Source organism: Microbulbifer bruguierae (assembly GCF_029869925.1).
Classification (GTDB): domain Bacteria; phylum Pseudomonadota; class Gammaproteobacteria; order Pseudomonadales; family Cellvibrionaceae; genus Microbulbifer; species Microbulbifer bruguierae.
The window spans coordinates 2941900-2961694 of record NZ_CP118605.1 but is presented as its reverse complement, the minus strand read 5'-3'; the positions used below and the strand labels follow the sequence as shown (position 1 = coordinate 2961694).

At 58.3% G+C, this 19795-nt stretch carries 12 protein-coding genes; 7 read left to right on the top strand and 5 right to left on the bottom strand.

Features of this window, described 5'->3' with window-relative positions; all coding sequences use genetic code 11:
• Positions 1–179: 179 nt before the first annotated feature.
• Complete coding sequence (gene glnA / locus PVT68_RS12370; RefSeq protein WP_280318492.1) at positions 180–1586, bottom strand: glutamate--ammonia ligase; 1407 nt, start codon at positions 1584–1586, stop codon at positions 180–182.
• Between the two features lie 383 nt (positions 1587–1969).
• On the opposite strand from glnA, the gene thiI reads away from it, so the two are divergent.
• The 3 genes from thiI (at position 1970) to PVT68_RS12355 (ending at position 5260) form a co-directional block, all read left to right on the top strand.
• Positions 1970–3436, top strand: coding sequence for a tRNA uracil 4-sulfurtransferase ThiI (gene thiI, locus PVT68_RS12365; RefSeq protein WP_280318490.1), 1467 nt, complete (start codon positions 1970–1972; stop codon positions 3434–3436).
• A 158-nt stretch (positions 3437–3594) separates the two neighbouring features.
• Positions 3595–3978 (top strand): VOC family protein, encoded by a 384-nt coding sequence (locus PVT68_RS12360; protein WP_280318488.1) that lies wholly within the window; start codon positions 3595–3597, stop codon positions 3976–3978.
• Between the two features lie 121 nt (positions 3979–4099).
• Positions 4100–5260, top strand: a complete 1161-nt coding sequence (locus PVT68_RS12355) for a hypothetical protein (protein WP_280318486.1) — start codon at positions 4100–4102, stop codon at positions 5258–5260.
• Positions 5261–5386: 126 nt separating this feature from the next.
• Here PVT68_RS12355 and PVT68_RS12350 read toward each other — a convergent pair whose 3' ends face one another.
• The 4 genes from PVT68_RS12350 to PVT68_RS12335 form a co-directional block, all read right to left on the bottom strand.
• Positions 5387–5893: an energy transducer TonB gene (locus PVT68_RS12350; protein ID WP_280318484.1), complete on the bottom strand. Its 507-nt coding sequence runs from the start codon at positions 5891–5893 to the stop codon at positions 5387–5389.
• Positions 5886–7955, bottom strand: a complete 2070-nt coding sequence (locus PVT68_RS12345; protein WP_280318482.1) for an alpha/beta hydrolase family protein — start codon at positions 7953–7955, stop codon at positions 5886–5888. Before PVT68_RS12345 ends, PVT68_RS12350 begins: the two co-directional genes overlap by 8 nt.
• A 68-nt stretch (positions 7956–8023) precedes the next feature.
• Positions 8024–10816, bottom strand: coding sequence for a TonB-dependent receptor domain-containing protein (locus PVT68_RS12340; protein WP_280318480.1), 2793 nt, complete (start codon positions 10814–10816; stop codon positions 8024–8026).
• A 93-nt stretch (positions 10817–10909) separates the two neighbouring features.
• A complete protein-coding gene (locus tag PVT68_RS12335; RefSeq protein WP_280318478.1) occupies positions 10910–16207 on the bottom strand; it encodes a beta strand repeat-containing protein in 5298 nt (1765 codons plus the stop codon).
• Between the two features lie 399 nt (positions 16208–16606).
• On the opposite strand from PVT68_RS12335, the gene PVT68_RS12330 reads away from it, so the two are divergent.
• Genes PVT68_RS12330 through PVT68_RS12315 form a run of 4 tightly spaced genes read left to right on the top strand, consistent with a single transcriptional unit; the run spans position 16607 to position 19753 of the window.
• Entirely contained in the window at positions 16607–17449 is an 843-nt protein-coding gene (locus tag PVT68_RS12330) for a MipA/OmpV family protein (protein ID WP_280318476.1), read from the top strand.
• Complete coding sequence (locus tag PVT68_RS12325) at positions 17446–17817, top strand: DUF3019 domain-containing protein (RefSeq protein WP_280318474.1); 372 nt, start codon at positions 17446–17448, stop codon at positions 17815–17817. Before PVT68_RS12330 ends, PVT68_RS12325 begins: the two co-directional genes overlap by 4 nt.
• Positions 17814–18572 (top strand): response regulator transcription factor, encoded by a 759-nt coding sequence (locus PVT68_RS12320; RefSeq protein WP_280318472.1) that lies wholly within the window; start codon positions 17814–17816, stop codon positions 18570–18572. Before PVT68_RS12325 ends, PVT68_RS12320 begins: the two co-directional genes overlap by 4 nt.
• A complete protein-coding gene (locus PVT68_RS12315; RefSeq protein ID WP_280318470.1) occupies positions 18572–19753 on the top strand; it encodes an ATP-binding protein in 1182 nt (393 codons plus the stop codon). Before PVT68_RS12320 ends, PVT68_RS12315 begins: the two co-directional genes overlap by 1 nt.
• Positions 19754–19795 lie beyond the last annotated feature (42 nt).

Below are 19795 nucleotides of genomic sequence, written 5' to 3'. Positions count from 1 at the left end.
GGCCGTCCCGCCTCTCATTTTTACTGTGCCGTAGGTTAAGGCTAGCCATCTGCCACACAAAAAAAAAGCCCGCACCAGAGGCGCGGGCTTTGTCGCCATCTTTACACCGCCCTTGCGTTAAACGCCGGGGCAATGCACCGATGACCTCTGCCTCGTAGCAGGGCTACTTGGCAGAACGCTTAGCAAGAGTAGTACAGCTCAAACTCAACCGGGTGAGTGGTCATGTTGATACGCTGAACTTCTTCGCGCTTCAGGGAGATGAAGGCGTCGATGGCGTCGTCGGTGAATACACCACCTTCGGTCAGGAAGGCGCGGTCCGCGTCCAGTGCGTCCAGGGCCTGTTCCAGGCTGGAAGCAACGGTCGGGTACTCGGCCAGCTCTTCCGCCGGCAGGTCGTACAGGTCTTTGTCCGCCGCGTCGCCAGGGTGGATCTTGTTCTTCACGCCGTCGAGGCCAGCCATCAGCAACGCTGCGAAGGCCAGGTACGGGTTGGCGGTCGGATCCGGGAAACGGGTCTCGATACGCTTGCCTTTCGGGCTCGGCACGAACGGAATGCGGATGGACGCAGAGCGGTTACGCGCAGAGTAAGCCAGGATAACCGGTGCTTCGAAGCCCGGAACCAGACGCTTGTAGGAGTTGGTAGAAGAGTTACAGATGGCGTTCAGTGCACGCGCGTGCTTGATGATACCGCCGATGTAGAACAGGGCAGTTTCAGACAGGCCAGCGTAAGCGTCGCCAGCGAACTGGTTAACGCCGTCCTTGCTGAAGGACTGGTGCACGTGCATACCGGAACCGTTGTCACCTACCAGCGGCTTGGGCATGAAGGTGGCGGTTTTGCCGTAAGCGTGCGCTACGTTGTGTACCGCGTACTTCAGGATCTGAACTTCGTCCGCTTTCTTGGTCAGGGTGTTGGCGCCAACGCCGATTTCACACTGGCCAGCAGTACCCACTTCGTGGTGGTGTACTTCGATTTCCAGGCCCATGGCTTCCATGGCGGAACACATGGCGGCGCGGATGTCGTGCAGGGAGTCAACCGGCGGAACCGGGAAGTAACCACCTTTTACGCCCGGGCGGTGACCCATGTTGCCGTCCGCGTAGCTGGCGCCGGAAGACCAGGCCGCTTCTTCGGAGTTGATTTTGTAGAAGGCGCCACCCATTTCGGCACCCCAGGTGATGTCGTCGAATACGAAGAACTCGGGCTCCGGACCGAACAGAGCGGTGTCACCGTAGCCAGTGGACTTCAGGTATTCTTCAGCGCGCAGTGCGATGGAGCGCGGGTCGCGCTCGTAGCCCTGACCGGTGATCGGGTCAACGATGTTACAGCGAATGATTACGGTGGCTTCGTCGGTGAACGGATCCAGGAACGCAGTTTCGTCGTCCGGCATCAGGATCATGTCGGATTCGTTGATGCCCTTCCAACCAGCGATGGAAGAACCATCGAACATCTTGCCTTCTTCGAAGAACTCGCCACCAACTTCCTTAGAAGGAATGGAAACGTGTTGTTCCTTACCTTTGGTATCGGTGAAGCGCAGGTCTACCCATTTTGCTTCGCTCTCTTTGATGAGTCCGAGCGTTTTCGCTGACATTGCAGTCCTCCAAGAATGAAAAGTTATGTGTCGCGCCAATTCGCTTTATCTTGTGGCAACTGTCGAAGCAAGGAGTGTGCCAAATTGGGGCAAACTGGCTGGAAAAAAGTTAGTGTGTCCGCAAACGGCCGCCTGCGGCCGGAAATTGAGCTATAGGAACCCATTTGCGCCAGCCGGGACCGTGGGAGCCAATACGATAGTCCCAAAATTGGTGCTTCGAAATAGCAATTTGCACCATTTTGGGCCTCCCTGGTCACAGAAAGCACCAAAACGGTGCTCAAGCAATTTCCCGGTAGCGAGTTTATAATTCGCCACCTTTTCCGGGAAGTCCGTCAGTCTCATCCCGGCATCAATTTCAACCGTGGTATCCGGCACAACTCCCTATGCATTTCGTCGTCAAATTTTTTCCAGAAATCACCATCAAGAGCAACCCGGTGCGCAAGCGCATGTCGCGCCAGCTGGCCGACAACCTGCGCAAGCTCATGCGACAGCTGGACGACCGCATCCAGGTGCGCAAGGACTGGGAAAAGATTGATGTCGTCGCGCCGGATGCAGTATCCCACCTTTGCGAACGCATTGAAGAGGTACTGGCGCACACCCCGGGCATTGCCAACTTCGCCAAGGTGCAGCAGTTCCCCCTCGGCGATCTCGACGATATCTACCAGAAGACTCTCGCCATTTGGGGCCCACAGCTCACCGGGAAAACCTTTTGTGTGCGTGTAAAACGCACCGGCAAGCACGATTTCCAGTCTCTGGACGTGGAGCAGTTTGTAGGTGGTGGCCTCAACCAGAACACCGATGCCGCCGGTGTAAAACTGAAAAACCCCGACGTCACCGTGAAACTGGAAATCCGCCACGACAAGCTGAATGTGATCGAGCAGCTGCACCAGGGGCTTGGCGGCTTCCCGCTCGGCACCCAGGATCCGGTAATCTCGCTGGTGTCCGGCGGTTTCGACTCCACTGTGGCCAGCTACCTCACCATCAAGCGCGGCATCCGCACCCACTACCTGTTCTTCAACCTGGGCGGGCGCCAGCACGAACTGGGAGTAAAGGAAGTGGCGTTTTACCTGTGGGAAAAATACGCCGCATCCCACCGGGTGAAATTCATCACCGTGCCCTTCGATGAAGTGGTAGCGGAGATTCTGGAAAAAGTGGATGACTCCTACATGGGCGTAACCCTCAAGCGCATGATGCTGCGCGCGGGCTCGGTAGTCGCCAAAGAGCTGGAGGTTGATGCGCTGGTCACCGGTGAGGCCATCGCCCAGGTGTCCAGCCAGACCCTGAAAAACCTGTCGGTGATCGACAGTGTCACCGACACGCTGGTGCTGCGCCCACTGATCACTTCCGACAAGACCGATATTATCCGCACCGCGCGCGCCATCGGCACCGAGGAATTCGCCGCGAATATGCCGGAGTACTGTGGGGTGATCTCGGTAAAACCGACCACCCGCGCAAAAATGGAAAAAGTCGAACACGAGGAAACCCGCTTCGATTTCACCGTCCTCGACCGCGCCATCGGCAACCGGGTACTACAGAATATCGACGAGGTGATGGAAGACCTCGATGAAGACGCACCGCCAGTGGAGGTCCTCAGCGAACCGGGCAACGCCATCGTCATCGACATACGCCACCCCACCGAAGAAGAAGTAAACCCGCTGGAGCTGGACAACAACCAGGTAGAAACCATCCCCTTCTATCGACTGAGTACCGCGTTCAAATCGCTGGATAAGGACAAGCACTACCTGCTGTACTGCGCCCGCGGCGTGATGAGCAAGCTGCACGCGTCGCATCTGCTGGATGAAGGCTACAGAAACGTCGGCGTATTTCGTCCGGAAAAACCCAAGCATTAAAACTGAAGCAGGCTGCCAATGAATCCCGGCCAAAGGCCGGGATTTTTCTCTGCGCGACAACAATTCGTAAATTCCACTGGACAGTTTCGTCTAGCTGGAGGCACCCACGGAGGGTGTACACTCAGCGCAACCCTGTCCATTGCCAGAAGGAAACAAAAATGTTCAGCCACGTCATGCTCGGAGCCAATGACATTCAGGAGTCCAAGGCTTTTTACGATGCGATCCTGGGTACGCTGGGTTACAAACCCGGTGTCATCGACCAGAAAGGCCGCTGTTTTTACTTTACCGACAGCGGTGTATTTGCGCTCACCAAACCCATTGACGGAGCGCCGGCGAGTTGCGGCAATGGCAGCACCATCGGGTTTGCGGTACAGAGCCCCGAGCAAGCCGATCAATGGCATACCGCAGGCCTGGCCAACGGTGGCAGCACCTGTGAAGACCCGCCCGGCGTGCGTGAGGGTTCCGGCTTGAAGCTATATCTCGCTTACCTGCGCGACCCTTCCGGCAACAAGATCTGCGCGATGCGCCGATTGGAGGCTTGATCGCCCCGCTTGCGTGCTCCGCCCGAAAAAAGGCCGGCTCTTAAGTCGGGCTTTTTTTGTGGCTGGCACTATCCCCACTATGGTCAAGACTGAAGGGTATTGGCCTTTTTAGGGGGAAGTCATGTTCCGCAAGCCTGCAATACATCACCGCGGCAATCCGCGCGCGCTTGTGCGGGCAACCTGCACGCCGCTGGCATCCATTTTCGGTAGCGGCTTCCTGGTTATGGTTCCCATCCTTGCCGGCGCCGTAGGGATCTACGCCGTCCTGGCAATGGCCGCTGTATGCGGTATCGCGTTTTGCGTGGGCAGCGTTATCCGTTTCAATATTCGCCGGGCAGAACCGGCGCTGGCAAACAGCCCAAAGAAATCCACTTTCGCCTTTGAGCGCTGCTCTGACCTGGCGCTGGTATTGGCATACGTGATTTCCGTATGCCTTTACCTGCATATCCTTTCGGCGTTTGTCCTTGGCAGCCTGCACCTGGACACGGGCACCAGCGAAGATTTACTCACAACAGCCGTCATCATTTTTATCGTAGTGATTGGCGTGACTCGGGGCCTGAAAAGTCTCGCGGCATTGGAAGGGATAGCGCTACTGGTTACCCTGGCGATTATTCTGTTGCTGATCGGCGGCTTCGCGCTCTACGACCTGCACGCCTGGCGTTCGCCAGGCGGACTGATCTTTTTCAAGGCAAAGCCCCACAGCTTCTGGGAAATACTGACCATTGTCGCCGGAACACTGATCGTTGTGCAGGGATTCGAAACCACACGCTATCTGGGGGACAGTTTCGACAGCGATACCCGGATTCGCGCGTCCCGTTGGTCGCAGGTTATTTCCACCGCGGTCTACCTGGTGTTTATTGCCGTGTCGCTACCGCTGGTGCACAACCTGAACGGAAAATACGATGACAACAGCCTGATCCACCTCGCCGCCGCAGCCTCGTCGCTACTGGTGGCACCACTGGTGATTGCCGCCGCCCTCAGCCAGTTTTCTGCCGCGGTTGCCGATACCTTAGCCGCCACCGGCAATCTGGAGGAGGTGACCCGCCACCGACTCAAACTTCGCTTCGCCACCATACTGGTAGGCGCCGGTGCCATTGCGCTCACCTGGTCCGCAGACACATTGCAGATCGTGGCACTGGCGTCGCGCGCATTTGCGTTTTACTACCTGTTGCAGTGCCTGGTTGCGATCACAGTCAGTACTTCCCTAGTCCAGCGCGTTTTTTTTGCCGTCGTCGCCACTGCTCTGGCCTTTGTCACGGTGTTTGCAGTCCCCGCCAGCTGATGAACGCCGGGATCCCGTGCCGATATATTCCGGGCACAAAAAAGCCCGGACACAAGTCCGGGCTACACTGGGGACCAGCAGCGTATCACTCGCTGCCGGAATTACTCGACCAAGAGAGTAATCGGATCAACCTGCCGCTTCGTCTTCCTTGCTACAGGCTTCACTGTCTTCTTCCGCCGCTTCGGCACAGTCGTCCTGCGTGAAGAAGAACTGGTAGCGCCATTCCTGGTTCGGCCAGGCTTCTTTGGACGGTACGAACTGCCAGTTCTTGATCGCGGCCAGGATAGGCGCCGCGTAAACCTCTACTTCATCGCTGGTTTTGGTTTTCAGCGAAACCGCAGAAACGCTGCCATCGCGCTCCACGGTGAAGGAGAAGTACAACGCACCTTCCACTTTGTCTTCGAGGGCCTGTTCGATTTTCTTGTTGTCAGAAAAATCCGGGCGCTCGTAGTACCAGAAGGACAGGCCTTTCTCGCGAAACTCTTCCTGCTTCTTACGGCGGTAATCGTTTTTCTCGGCGTTGCGGCACTCACCGAAATCTTTGTACGCAGAGCAGTCCGGGCGCTGCCAGTCCAGACTGAACGCCTGGCTGGCCAGCAGCAGGGATGCGGCTGCAATCATTGGTTTAACCACGCTTGGCCTCCTCGTAGTAGTGGTACTCCAGCAGACCCGGGCCGTCTTCCGGCACACAGTCGTTGGCCGGCGCGTCGGAGGGCTTGCCGTCGCCGATGTGGCGATCAAAGAAGTTGATCATGCGGCAGTAGATTTCCAGCTGGCTGGTTTTTTCACGGGCGCCGTGGAAGGCACGCGGGGCAACCAGAGTTTCCAGCGGGTGGTTCTGCTGCACCAGCGCATCGCGCATGGCCCAGTAGTGCTCGATGGGTACACGTACGTCGCGGGCACCCTGTACCAGGAATACCGGTGCGGTGATGCGCTCGGCATTGCGGGACGGAGAGCGCTGACGGTGTACTTCCGGATCGGTACCGGTGGCTTCCGCCAGGTACTTGCGGCCGGCCTTGCGCAGACGGATATCACCGTGGGTACTGAAGATCGCCATGTCGTACACGCCGACGTAACCGATACCGCACTGGTACAGGTCTGGCTCTTTGGTAACGCCTTGCATGGCCGCATAGCCACCGTAGGAAGCACCGTAGATACAGATGCGGTCCGCATCGGCAATACCGGAGTCAATCGCCCACTTGGTGGCGTCGGTCAGGTCGTCCTGCATTTCCATGCCCCAGTGCCCGTACCAGTCGAACAGGAACTCGCGACCGTAACCACCGGAACCGCGGTAGTTCACATGCATCACCGCGTAGCCGGCGTTGGCGAACAGGATGCGCTCCTTGTTGTAACCCCAGTAGTCACGCGGGCCGTGGGGGCCGCCGTGAGGCAGGATGATCAGCGGCAGGTTTTTGGCTTCCTTGTTCACCGGCAGGGTCAGGTAACCATTGATTTCCAGGCCATCGCGCGCGGTAAAACGCACAGGATGAGTCGCAGGCACCTTGGCCGGGTCGATCCACTCCGCCTGGTTGGCGAGGAACTTCAGCGCGCCGTCGAACTGGTTGTAAACGTAGTAGCTGCCCGGGTGACGGTCGTCGCCCACATGCACCACCCACTCATTGCCGTCACTGGTACGGTTGAGGATCTGGATATGCTTGTTGGGGAAGGTTCCCTGCAGACGCTTGTGCGTCTGGGCATAGTGGTTGTCTTCGTCAATGTAGACTACGGTCGGGTAGTCGTAGTTGACCAGCGCACCCCAGGGGTTGCCGTCGTCATCGTTGAAGATGCGGTCGTAATCCACTTTCGGGTGACGGTAAACCAGTTTTTTCTCACCGGTTTTCACGTTGTAGCGGTACAGACCTTTGGTGGGTGCCTCGATCGTGTCCGTGTACCACATCCAGTCTTTGTCTTTGGTCCAGCCCATGGGCTCGAACACGCCGTCCTTATTCTGGAATACGGTTTCGTCCCATTCACCGGCGGCGTTTTTGGTCGCTACCACGGTCGCATCAAAGTCGTCCGGCAGTTTGCCGACCCAGTGGGTGATTTCACCCTCTTTGTTGCTGATCGGGCGCCCCATACGGATCGGCGAGCGGGCGATCAGGGTGGTCTTGCGGGTGTAGATATTCAGCTTGTAGATGTACTTCAGCGGGAAGTTGAGACCTGAACCGGACGGGTACACCTCGATGCGGTAGTGTTTGTCGTCGATCTTGCCGGCCAGCACCGCACCTTCACCGCCGCCGTAATCGCTGGTACCGGTGAAAATGATTTCTTTACGGGAACCGTCGATGTTCATCGCGGCAATCTGCGAGGTGCTGGCATCTTCAGCGACGGCAGACTTCATGGTGAAGCTGAACAGTACCCGCTCTTTGTTGGCCCACTGGATCTGGCTGACGCCCACGTCCCCGGCCATTTCCAGCGTGGATTTCACTTCCATGGTGCGGCGATCGATGATCACACCATCGGTCATGCCATCGTCGCGGGTGCGACCTGCGGCGAAGTACTTGCCATCCGGAGAGATACGGATGTTGTTGTACGCCGCCGGGCGGAACAGGTCTTCAAACGGAATCGGCATCTCGCCGAGGCTGGCAAACGGCTTGTGCGCTTGTTCTTTGGCCTCTGCCGGCGCCGGCAGAATGCTCATCGCTGCGACCGCACCGGTAACCACCGCGGCGCTCAGCATTGATAAAATTTTCATTGCTTATCTCCTGTGGCCGGTGCCTGACAACAATCGTCAAACACCGGCCGACACATCTACAGGATTAATCAGTTACTCAGGAAGTAGCTGAAAGAAAGGTTGAGGCTACGGCCGAACGGCTGCTGCAGGTAAGACCAGTAGTAGGGCCACTGGTTGGTGTAGTCGTCCTGGGGCATTTCGTTGGTCAGGTTTCTGACGGTCAGGCCCATTCTCAGACGCGCACTCGCGGTGTAGCTGGCAGACAGGTTGGCGGTGTAGTACGGATCCATGCGCTCGGAACCCGCGTAGTTTTTCACACTGCCCTGGCGCTGGATGAACAGCGACGCACCCACGGAGCGGAAACCGGCCAGCGGGTTGTCCCAGGTCAGGGTCAGGTTGCTGTTGTTCGCCGGGGTGGACTGGCCGCGCAGACCATTGCGCATTTCAACCGGCTCGTCGCCTTCGAATTGCAGCCACTCGTAGGACAGGATGTTTACGTACTTGAACTGCGCACCGAAGTTACCGTACTTGGCGGAGTCGAATTGACCGGCCAGGGTCACGTCGACACCTTCGAGTTCGGTGTACTCGTGGTTCTGCGGCTCGATGATGATCTGGTCAACATAGCCGGAAGCGTTGCGTTTTACGCGGCTGTAAACATCGGCACAGAACTGGCTCGCGCTGTCGAATACGCCGGTTTCACATTGCCACTCGGAACGCATCAGGCCAGTGGCGCTCTCGGTAACCACCAGGTCTTCCAGGCGAATGTTGTACCAGTCCACCGCCAGGCTGATGTCGTTGGTCGGGGTGAGCACAAAGCCGAGACCGTAGTCTCTACCCTTCTCTTCTTCCAGGTCCTCGCTGCCGCGACGGGTAGACAGTACGTTGTACACGGAACAGTTGTCCGCGTTCTCACCGTCGTAACAGTTGTTCGCTACGAAGTCGGCGATGTACTGGTAACCGGTGGATTCACCGTAGATGTTGAACATGTCCGGTGCGCGGAAGGTTTCCGACGCGCTACCGCGCAGTTTCAGCATATCGAACGGCTGATACAGGAACTTCAGCGAGGAAGTACCGCGGCCGCCGATCGCGGTGGAATCGTCGTAGCGATCCATACGGGTGGCGAAGGTCAGTTCCAGATCTTCCACAACCGGAATCAGGAACTCGGCGCCGATGGCCATACGATCGCGGCTGCCGCCGGCTTTGATGGCGCCTACGTTCAGCCAGCCGTTGCCGTCCAGGTTCAGGGAGCGCTCGTCCGGGTTGATACGGCTGGACTGGGTGGCCCAGTCACCGACCACGGCAACGGTTACCGGGTTGTACAGGAAGCCGAAATCACTCAGCTCACCCACCGCTTTGATGGTGATGCTGTCGGCACTGGAGCTGGCATAAGTGGTCGCCTGACCCATCAGCTCGTCGCGATCCACCGCGGCATTGCGGTAGATGTTATTGACCAGCTGGTTGTCGAAGAAGGTGTCGTTAACAACATAAACGTTGTTAGCAACTTGCTGCGCGTACTGGGCGCCGTCGGTAAACCAGTCCACCAGCACTTCTTCACGGATGGCCGCGTACTTCTGCACCATGTCGTAGCGGGCTTTGGAGTAACCCACGTCCCAGTTCCAGGTGGTGTCGCCGATCTCGACTTCACCTTCCAGACCCAGCATCAGGGTCCACATTTCCTGGTCATAGGTGGAAGTGGTGTAACCCAGGTCCACGGCAAAGGAGCGCTGCACATCCACATACTGATCGCCCGCGCTGCTGATAAAGCGGCCGCTCCAGCTGGATGCCGGAACCGAGCTGGCCACGTCCTGCTTGGAGCCGAGGAAGGTGGCGAAACCGCGGATGTTGTCGGTGAACTGATAGCGGCCATCGACGAACGTCGAGGTGCGATCGAATTCCTGCTGCATGGCGATACCCCGGGAGGCATCGAAATTACACATGCTCGCACCGTCCTGATTGTAGGTTTCGGTGGTGATCATGCCGCTGTCTTCGCAGCGGTAACCCAGCGGAGAAATCGCGTTGGTCGTCACGGTATTGTCGGCAGTCAGCTCACTGATGCTCGCGCCAATACCGGTAGTGACAAATTTGCGATCGTCGAGGAAGTCGACTTCGTCGGCATAGACCGGATCGACTGTGCGTTTCTCGAGGCTGAAGGTCACAGAACCCTTATCAAACACCTTGCCGGTGATGAACGAGGTATTGCTGGTGAAGCCGTAACCGTCTTCGTAAACGCCTACTTCACCTGCTACCGCGGTCTGTTCCATATCGCGCTTGGTGATGACGTTGATCACACCACCTACGGCGTCGGAGCCGTAAATGGCGGACGCACTGCCATTCAGCACTTCCACGCGGGACATGGCGGCACCGGGGATGGTGCCCAGGTCGGCGCCGTTCTGCTCACCGCCGAAGGGCAGCGGGTAGTCGGCGATACGGCGGCCGTTGATCAGTACCAGGGTACGACCAGAGCCCATGCCGCGCAGGTTCGCCTCGGACGCACCAACGGTGAAGCCGGACAGCAGGTTGCCGGCTTCGCCTTCGCGGTAACCGGTGTTGGAAGCCAGGGAGTCGATCACGTCGGCAACGGTATTCAGGCCGCGCGCCTTCATGTCTTCCTCACCGATAACAGTCATCGGATCCGGGCCGTCGAAGGTATTGCGCGGAATCAGGGAGCCGGTAACCACTACGGTTTCGATGGCCTCCGCCTGACGGGCTACCAGGCCATCGGTGGCTTTCTTGTTCTCTTTGGATTGCTGCTGCTCGCTTTTTTCTGCGGCCTTTTCTTCAGCACTTTCCTGCGCGTACAGCGGCATGGAAGCAGAAACACCCAGCATCAATGCGACGCAAAGCGAGAGTTTATTTTTTTCAAACATTGTTCTTTCAAACATAGTCAAATCCCGTGGGCACACACCCAGCTGAAATTTTTATTAAATCGATAATCGGGGGCGCGAGGCGCCCCCTTGGCGATGACAGGCTGCGAATTACAGGCTGCGGGAGATGGACAGGTGACCGCTCAGGCCATTCTTGTCCGTGTCGCCGCTGAACAGACCGAGACCGCTCTTAACAGTCCACAGCTTGTATTTGCCATCCACACCGAAGTCCACGCTCATGCCGTTGCCGGACACATCGCTGCCGAAACGCACGCCGTTGGCGTACAGGTCATGGTTGTTGGCAGTGATCACGTCGGTCGCGCTGAAGGTGATGTAGGGCATGGCAAAGCCTTCGCTCATGGAGAAGGACTTGCGCAGGCTCACACCGGCACGGGCGCGCTTGCTGTTGCCGAGGTCGTAGGCGTAGTCGAAGTTGCCGTCAGAGGAAGTAAATCCATCGATTACGGTCTTCACGTCGTCCCACTGGGCGAACGGCGTCATCGCGATACCGGACTCGGACAGGTAGGTCCAACCCGCTTCCAGGCTGAAACCGTGTGCCTTACCGGAAGTCGCCCCACGGGAATCGTAAGAAACGATATTCGCGTCGAACTCCACGTTCTGGTACATGGCATTGGCGTAGAAGTCGCCCATGCTCCAGCTACCGGCAATCGCGTAGGTTTCGGTATCCAGCACTGCGGAGGACTGCTGCTCGAACTGGTCGCTTTCCGCGCTACCCAGGCCCACGAACGGGCTTACGGACAGCCAGCTGTCGCCCAGTTTGGTGGAGTAGGTGGCACCGGCGAACTGGCCGCCCAGCTGCTGGGTGAAGCTCAGATCCTGCGCATCGAGCTCGCCCTGGCTCTGCATATCGCTGTTGGCGCGGAAGAAACCGGACCAGGCGTGCAGACCTTCAACGCGGCCAGTCTCGCTGGCATTCGCCGCGCGCTCACCGTCGAAGAAGTGGGATGCGGAACGCAGCCAGAAGCTTTCCGCCAGGTGGGACACGGAGCTCGCCGCGGTACCCAGCTGGGACAGGCCGGCGGTGTAATCCACAACCCAGTTGCCATTGCCGTCCTGGTTCAGTTCTGCACTCAGGATGGTGTCGGCGAAGGCGCCGCCAACCGCGCTCAGCTGTACGGAATCCAGATCCTGGTCGCCATTGACGGTGAGGATGCTGCCGGAGGTCAGCGCGCCCTTGCCCTGGTCGTTGATGGCGATGGCAACGCGGAGGTCGGAGCCGACGGTGTTGCCCGCTTCATCGATGGTCTCATTGGCAGTCAGGTCGCCATTGATAACGATGCTGTCGTTGCCCTTGGAGCTGACGTCTACCAGCAACAGGCCATTGTTGCCCTGCACGGTGTTGAACAGCACATTGCCGTTGATGGTCAGGGTGTCGCCGGCCTTGCCGTCCATGCTGGAGATGGTCACGTAGCTGCCGTTGGACGAGTAGTTCTGCATCTCGCCTTCGGCACCCAGGTCGATGCTGCTGTCGCCGGAGAACACGATATCGCCGAACACGTTGCGGAAGGTGTTTTTCCCTTCGCCCATGTCGATGAAGTCATTGTTCAGGCGAATAACGCCCGCGCCCACCAGGTAACCTTCCGCATCGGTGCGCACACCGTTGTAGAAGAAGTCATCACCGCCGCCCATTACCACGGAGCCTTCGATCAGGCCGCGGTTGACGATATTTGCGGTGTAGTCTTCGGTGGACTGGATCGCGAGGCTGCCTTCGCCACTGGCAATGATGGAACCCTGGTTCAGAACCGTACCGGCACGCAGGAACTCTTCACCGGTTTCCGCGTCGATCGCATTCACGGTCGCGGAAGACAGCAGTACACCCACGGAGTCGTCACCAACGGAAACGGTGCCGGTGTTGATCACGTTGGCCAGGGTAGCGAAGGCCTGTATGCCCACGGAATCGTCACCCACCTTCACCGTACCGGTGTTGGTCGCGGTGGCGTAGTTGGCGCCGTAGTTGAAGTTGGTGCCCATGGCCTGGATGCCGGTAGAACGGTCGCCGGTTACCACCATGCCGTAGTTCTGCACGATGCCCTGGGTCTGACCACGGGCCACCAGGCCTGCAGAATCGTCACCCACCATCACGCTACCGGTGTCAGACTGCACACTGCGCGCGAAGAATGCTTCCGCGAACATACCCGCCGTTTCGTCACCACCGGTGATGTCGCCGGTGTTCAGCAGGGTCGCGGTCAGGCCGTTGTCGGTGAGGGTGCGCATACCTGCAGCAATTTCAACAGCATCAAGGTTTTGCATTGGGCCGTTGCCGATGCTGATGCTGCCGCTGTTGTAGCCCAGCGACATATAGCCGTTCACGCCCATACCGGTGGAGTAGTCGCCGGTGCTGATCACGCCGGTGTTGATCGCCGCCGCGGTGTAGTTGTGCGCGAACTCTTCACTCAGGAAGGCACCAGTGGTGAAGACGTTGGAAGAAACCATGCCAAAGGCGCGATCACCGGTGGTCACAGTGCCACTGTTATGGGCCAGGGCGTAGGCATCGTTACCACCGGCAACCACGGAAGAAATACCATTGGCGACGGCACCGTGGGCGGCATTGCTTTCAGTGGCCTCCAGCAAGTTACCGCTGCCAACGGTGATATTGCCTTCGTTGAAGACGGAGCTGGAACCGTGCCAGCTTTCGGAACGGATACCATTGGCGATATCACCGGCGAATACATCGCCGCGGTTGACCACGTAATGGTTCGCCAGGCCTTCGATACCGAAGTTGCTGACGTTGATCGCGCTGGACTTGATGGTGACCGCACCGTAGGTTTCCGGTGCACGGCCGTGCACGCCGTTACCGACGGAAACCGTACCCTGGTTTTCAATCACCACGTCGCCGTATTTCGCCGAGACATTGATACCGCGAGCCATGTCGGACATAGCGATATCACCAGTATTCAGGATACTGGTGGTGGTCAGCTCGATGCTGTCATCGATCTCGATTTTGGTGTACTCGTACACTTCATCGATGGTGATCTCACCGGCGAGGTAAGACTCCATGTCCGCCTGGGCGCGCGCGTAATTCGCGGCGTTGGCCTTGTCCACGCTCGCCTGACCGTACTGGGTCCACTTGTTGGCGCTGCCAACACGGTTAGAGCCCAGCGCGGTAACGTTGACACCAAAGCTGGTGGTGGCGAAGGCGTCGAGAGTGCCGTTTTCGTTGTAGGTTGTCAGGTGGCTGGTGTCAGAACCGCCGATGAAACCGGAGTTGGCAATAATTACATCGCCATTTTCAAAACCGCCAAATGCCTCAACAGTCGCTTCATCGATGCCGGCAGCGGATTGCTCAACGCTGTCCATATCGAACGGCGAGGCCTGCACCTGGATCGCCGCACTGCCAGCGCCATTCAGGTAAATACGGCCCTGGTTGTCGATGACGGTCTCGCCGACACCGCGGGAGCCGATACCCACACCCACCGCACCGGCTTCGATATCCCCGGTGTTGAGGATGGTCTTGCTACCGTGGCCAACGGCAGTGATACCGGCGCCAGCCAGAGTACCGGACAGGTCGATGGTGCCGGTGTTGGCGATGGCGATATCACCGCGGTCGTCGAAGTAGCCGGTGGCGTTCCACTGCACAACGTCCGCGTAGTGCTTGGTGACTTCTTCGGAGTAGTAACCGGTGGGGAAACCGACAAAGTTCAGTATCGGGGCTTCGTGGGTGTAGTAAGCGCCGTTTTCGTTGTGGTCGATGATATTGTCTTCGCGATCGCTCAGACCGTAGGCCACATTCAGCTCGTTGGCTTCTCCCTCTTCCACGGTGAAGTAGGGCTTGGCCGGGCAGCCGAAGAAGGGGTTACAGCTGGCAACTTCCACCTTGTCCTTGGTGGCACTCAGGCCCGCGGAGGTGGAGGCATAGATGCCGGCACCGCCAATACCTTCGGCCACTTCGATATCACCGGAATTGACGATGGTAATGCCGGCACCGGAGGGGTTTTTCGCGTGAATGGCGATACCGGCCTCACCCACGGAGATGCTACCGCTATTGGCGATTTCGATAACGCTGTCGGTACCGTCAACGATTTTCGAGCCAACGGTGTATTCGCGGTAGAAGTGGGTATAGCTGGGACCGGTAAAACCGCTGAACGGGCTGAAGCGTCCCGCCTTGTACTCAACGGCGTAGGCAGTGCCGCTGTCCTGGGAGTTGTAGGTATAGGTAATGCCGGAGTCGATGGCCTGCACCGCGCTGGATGCACTGATGCCATAGGAGGCGCTGCCGGTGGCGATGTCGCCGCTGTTGCTGATGACAATGTCACCGCTCTCGGTAAACGCAGTAATGCCCTTGGAAATATCGCCCGCGGTGATGCTACCGGCGTTCTCAATCGCGATATTGCCGGTGGTGCTGCTGGCATTGATGCCGCCTGCAAAAATGGTGGCGGTGTGCGCATTGGCAGGATCGACGAAGATGGTGTCCTCACCGTTCCACACACTGATGTCGGCAACGCCATCGCCGTCCACATCGATTTTGTTGAGCACGCCGAAGGGATTTTTACCGGACGCTACAATTTCATCGTAGGAGCTGCTGTGCTTTTCGGTGAACGCGGAGTAATAGGTAACGGACTGACCGCTGCCGACACTGATATCACCGGTGTTGGTAATAGAAATACTGCCGGCTTCGGTTTCCGCGTTGACCAGCGCACTGACACCACCCTCGAAGGTGCCTTCCTCGGCAACCAGGAAGGTGATTTTGTCCTCGGGGCCATTTTTGCTCAGCTTGCCATAGTCGGCACTGTCAGGGTTCACACCCAGATGGCTGTCGAGTTCGTCGGCAGCGACCTTGATCGGATTGCCTTCGGCGTCGGTGAACAGGATTCGCTCGCCGGTAGGATTGCCGTCTTCGTCCAGCAGCGCCTTGCCGTTTTCATCCAGCACCATGTAGCTGTCGAAGAAGTGACCGCCGTCATTGGAGTTGGCGCTGCCGACACGGATACCCATGTCATAACGGGTCTGCTCAACACCATCCGGAACCTCGATACCGGCGTCGCCTGCACGGGCGATATCGCCATGGTTCTCGATGACGATGGAGCCGGTGGCGGCGGTGCCGGCCACCGCGGCGGTGACCGAGGAAACGGTGATACCGGATGCGGTGCTGCCTTCGGCAACCACCACAGTCAGGTCGCCGGGTACGATGGATTCAATCCCTGCATCCACTACCGTCGTGTCGACAACGTCGTAATTGATGGACTCATCGAAGTCGCCTGCGCAGGTAACCTTGTCACCGGCGGCGGGCATTCCGAACTGACCCGGCGCACAGGCAATGTCTGCCGCAGCCGCGTAACCGGGCGCGCCGACAGTCATTGCCGTCACGGCGGCGGAGGTGAACAGCGCCTTACGAACCGCTGAAGTCAGCTGGCTCGGGGTACCGGGAAAGCCATTTATTTTTACGGCCATAGAATCGTCTCCCCAGAGATTTGAATTATTCGTACTCGTGCAATTTTTTATTGAGAGTGTCCGAGGCAGGCATAAAAACATGACAAGTCGCCAGATCCCCAAGGCTTTGATGTAACAGTTTGTCAGCTTTGTCACATTCACATGATATGAACAAGGAGTCAGGATAATCCCCTGAATCGGTTGGGTTTTGCAGAACCTTGCGCCAGCAAACCTTGGGCTTGATGCGTGGAAAAGCGGTGCAGAGCAAAATCTCGCCCCTGCGGAAAAACTGCCGATATTTATTCTGCATACCCACGCTGTGTAACAGTTTGTAATGATTTGTATCAATTTGTTGGAGGTGGTACGCCCGTGTGATAAAAAAGCGTTCAAATTTCGAACAGACGTCCAATATCACACAGCATGATGCTCAGATACACGCTGCCCCCCTTGTTGTTTACCCTGTTGTTGACCGCCGGTCCGCTCAGCGCGCTGGCCGGGGATGTGCAGGTGCCCGAATGGAAGCTCAGCCTGGCCAGCGGCCGCGGCGTCATAGAAAACCCCATTAAAGGCAAAGACGACGGTGAAACCGCCTTCCTGCCCTCGTTTTCCTACTACGGCGAGCGCTTCTTTATCAGCAATCTCACCGTCGGCTACACCCTGCTGGAAGAAAAGAATTTCTATGTCGATCTGGTGGCGCAGCCCAACGAAGACGGCTTTTATTACCACCTCGACTCCAGTGCCCTGGCCATGAGCTCTCTGACCAACTTTCTGGTCAATGCCGGCAGTAACACGCTGGAGGATATAGAGCGGGACATTTCCGTAGTGGCGGGGCCAAGCCTCACGCTCGTAGGCAAATACGCGGATCTCTCGCTGGCGTCGTTCCACGACATTTCCGAGGTGCACTACGGCAGCGAAACCCATCTGAGTCTCGACAAGCAATTCCAATTTCTCGGCGGGAAATTCGGTTACGGCATCGGCGCCATCAAGAAAGACGCCGATCTGGTGGGCTACTACTACCATGTGACACAGGCGGAAGCCGGCGGCATCGCCCGCTCCTACGCCCTGCAATACCCACCGGACGATGTCACCGACCGCTATGCGCGGGTGCATTTTTCCTACCCGTTGGGTAACCACATCGATTTCCGCATGGGCGCCAAGTACACCGACTTCGATATGGACGGGCGCCTGCCGCTGCTGATGAAGAAGTCGGAGACCCTGAGCTGGTTTGCCGGCTTCCAGTATTCCATCGGTAACGGGCAATGAAGCGGTATATCCTGCTTTTATTCCTCGTCCTGTTGCCGATAACCGCAGCCACGGCAGAGCTGCACATCACCCCCAGCCTGTGCGCGGTGGGCGAGGACGAAACCAGTTGCAACGTATCCGTGAAAGTCGCGTTTAGCGCGGATGAAGACGATGTGCGCTACTGCCTCTCCGTGGTCGGCAAAGGCCTGATCCGCTGCTTCTGGGGCGACACCGACAAGGACCTGCAGGTCTATATCAACAGTGAACAGGACATCCAGTTCACGGTAACCGAGGGCGAAACCGGTGCGCCGGTGGCCGCAGCCACCTTGGTAGTGGCCCAGTACCACCCAAAACGACACCGACGCCGGTACGGCTGGGGGCTGTTATGAACGCCGCAAACACAATACCCGCAGCGGAGCGCGAATCCGCTGCCACTACATCATCTTCCGGCCCATCTTCCGGACATCGCCTGCTGCTGCTCGAAGACGACGAGCAGCTGGCACAGCTGATCCAGCGCTTTCTGGCCGATCGCGGTTGTGATGTGACCTACGCGGCCAATGGCAACGAGTTCATGAAAGCCATTCACCACCGCGAGTACGACCTGATTATTGCCGACGTGGTATTGCCCGATGCCAGTGGTTTCCAATTGCTGGAACAATTTCGCAGCCAGCTGAGCTGCCCGCTGATTTTCCTCAGCGCACTCAGCTCGGTGGACGACCAGGTGGCCGGCCTGCGACTGGGCGCCAACGATTACCTGGTAAAACCCGTAGACCCCCATCTGCTGTGGGCAAAAATTGAAGCACAGCTGCGCCTGAGCAACAGTCAGGCGGCCCCTGTCGCCAGCCTGACGTTCGGCCCGCTGGTGGTCGACCTGGTCAGCCGCCAGGCGATCGTCCACGACACCACCCTGTCTCTGACCACCAACGAATTCGACCTGCTGCAGATTTTCGCCGAACAACCCGCGCGCCTGCTGAGCCGCGAGTACCTGTTCCGGCGGGTGATCGGGCGCGAGTTCGACGGACTCGACCGGGTGATCGACATGCGCGTCAGCCGCCTGCGCAAAAAACTCGATGCCATTCCCGGGGGCGTGGCCATTCAGTCAATCCGCGGACGCGGCTACTCCCTGAATACGGCCCGCGACTGATGCGCAAACAGATGTTGCGCCTCGTCGGGGTACTGACGCTGGCGCTGGTGGTGGTGTATTCCGCTGTAGCCACCCTCTACAACCTCTACTCCGCCGCCCCGCACGAATACACCATCAGTGCCGCGCAGCTGGCAGAGGCGCTGGAGCGCGGCGAAGCGCCCATCGCCCAGCGCTATTCCGCCGATGCCATCCACTTCGCCAAGCCCCTGCGCAAGCGCCTGGATGCGGGAGAAGTGGTGGGTCTCGACACCGGTGAAAACCAGATTCTGTTCTATCACCTCAACGGCAACACCATCCTCGAGGTGGGCCCTTTCCCCCACCAGCCCGCGGAGAGCGTCACCCAGTGGCGATTGCTGTTTATCGGCGTGATGCTGGTGATGCTGGCACTGCTCACCTGGCCGCTGTTTCGCGATCTCAACCAACTGCAGAACCAGGCAATCCGCTTCAGCCAGAAACCGTTCAACATGCCCGAAGCGGTCAGCCGCCGCTCCACCATTTATCCGCTGGCGGAAACCTTTCGGCGTATGGCCAATATCGTCACCGGCTATTTCGAGATGAACCAGGATCTCGCGCGCACTATCGCCCATGAAATCCGCACGCCACTGGCGCGGATCAAATTTCAGCAGGCACTGGTGGACAGCGACAGCGAAAGTGCCCAGGTGATCAGCCGCGCGACCCGCGATATCGAGCAGCTGGTGGAAAAATACCTGAACTTTGCCCGCATCGAGATCAATGAGCAGTTGATTGCGCGCAAGCCGGTCGCACTGGAAAGCTTTTTTGACGAACTGGGATCAACCCTGGAAGTGCAGTGCCCGGAACTGGAAATTGCTTACTATTTCCCTGACGGCGAAGGCTGGCTGGAACCGGATTCCCTCACCATCGCGATTCAGAACCTCGTGGTCAACGCCGGTAAATACGCCCGCGACCGTGTGAACCTGCACTTTGATTTTGACGGTGAATTCTGTGTGCTGAGAATAGAGGACAACGGCCCGGGGCTGGGCGGCGACGCGCTGGAACTGACCGACGCCTTCACCCGCTCCGCCACCGACGACCAGGGCTATGGCCTCGGCCTGTATATCGTCAAGAAAGTCATGATGTGGCACGAGGGCGAACTGTCCCTGGACCGCTCCCCCACCCTCGGCGGCACCCGTGCTACCCTGCGCTGGCCAAACAAGCGCTAACAAAACAAAAAAGGGGGCTTACGCCCCCTGAAAGATCAAGAT

What these genes read in the sequence shown, in the direction of transcription:
- PVT68_RS12335 (WP_280318478.1), bottom strand. Translation starts at nt 16,207, where the DNA reads ATGGCCGTAAAAATAAATGGCTTTCCCGGTACCCCGAGCCAGCTGACT.
- PVT68_RS12320 (WP_280318472.1), top strand. Translation starts at nt 17,814, where the DNA reads ATGAACGCCGCAAACACAATACCCGCAGCGGAGCGCGAATCCGCTGCC.
- PVT68_RS12315 (WP_280318470.1), top strand. Translation starts at nt 18,572, where the DNA reads ATGCGCAAACAGATGTTGCGCCTCGTCGGGGTACTGACGCTGGCGCTG.
- PVT68_RS12325 (WP_280318474.1), top strand. Translation starts at nt 17,446, where the DNA reads ATGAAGCGGTATATCCTGCTTTTATTCCTCGTCCTGTTGCCGATAACC.
- PVT68_RS12360 (WP_280318488.1), top strand. Translation starts at nt 3,595, where the DNA reads ATGTTCAGCCACGTCATGCTCGGAGCCAATGACATTCAGGAGTCCAAG.
- PVT68_RS12340 (WP_280318480.1), bottom strand. Translation starts at nt 10,816, where the DNA reads ATGTTTGAAAGAACAATGTTTGAAAAAAATAAACTCTCGCTTTGCGTC.
- PVT68_RS12345 (WP_280318482.1), bottom strand. Translation starts at nt 7,955, where the DNA reads ATGAAAATTTTATCAATGCTGAGCGCCGCGGTGGTTACCGGTGCGGTC.
- PVT68_RS12330 (WP_280318476.1), top strand. Translation starts at nt 16,607, where the DNA reads ATGATGCTCAGATACACGCTGCCCCCCTTGTTGTTTACCCTGTTGTTG.
- PVT68_RS12355 (WP_280318486.1), top strand. Translation starts at nt 4,100, where the DNA reads ATGTTCCGCAAGCCTGCAATACATCACCGCGGCAATCCGCGCGCGCTT.
- glnA (WP_280318492.1), bottom strand. Translation starts at nt 1,586, where the DNA reads ATGTCAGCGAAAACGCTCGGACTCATCAAAGAGAGCGAAGCAAAATGG.
- thiI (WP_280318490.1), top strand. Translation starts at nt 1,970, where the DNA reads ATGCATTTCGTCGTCAAATTTTTTCCAGAAATCACCATCAAGAGCAAC.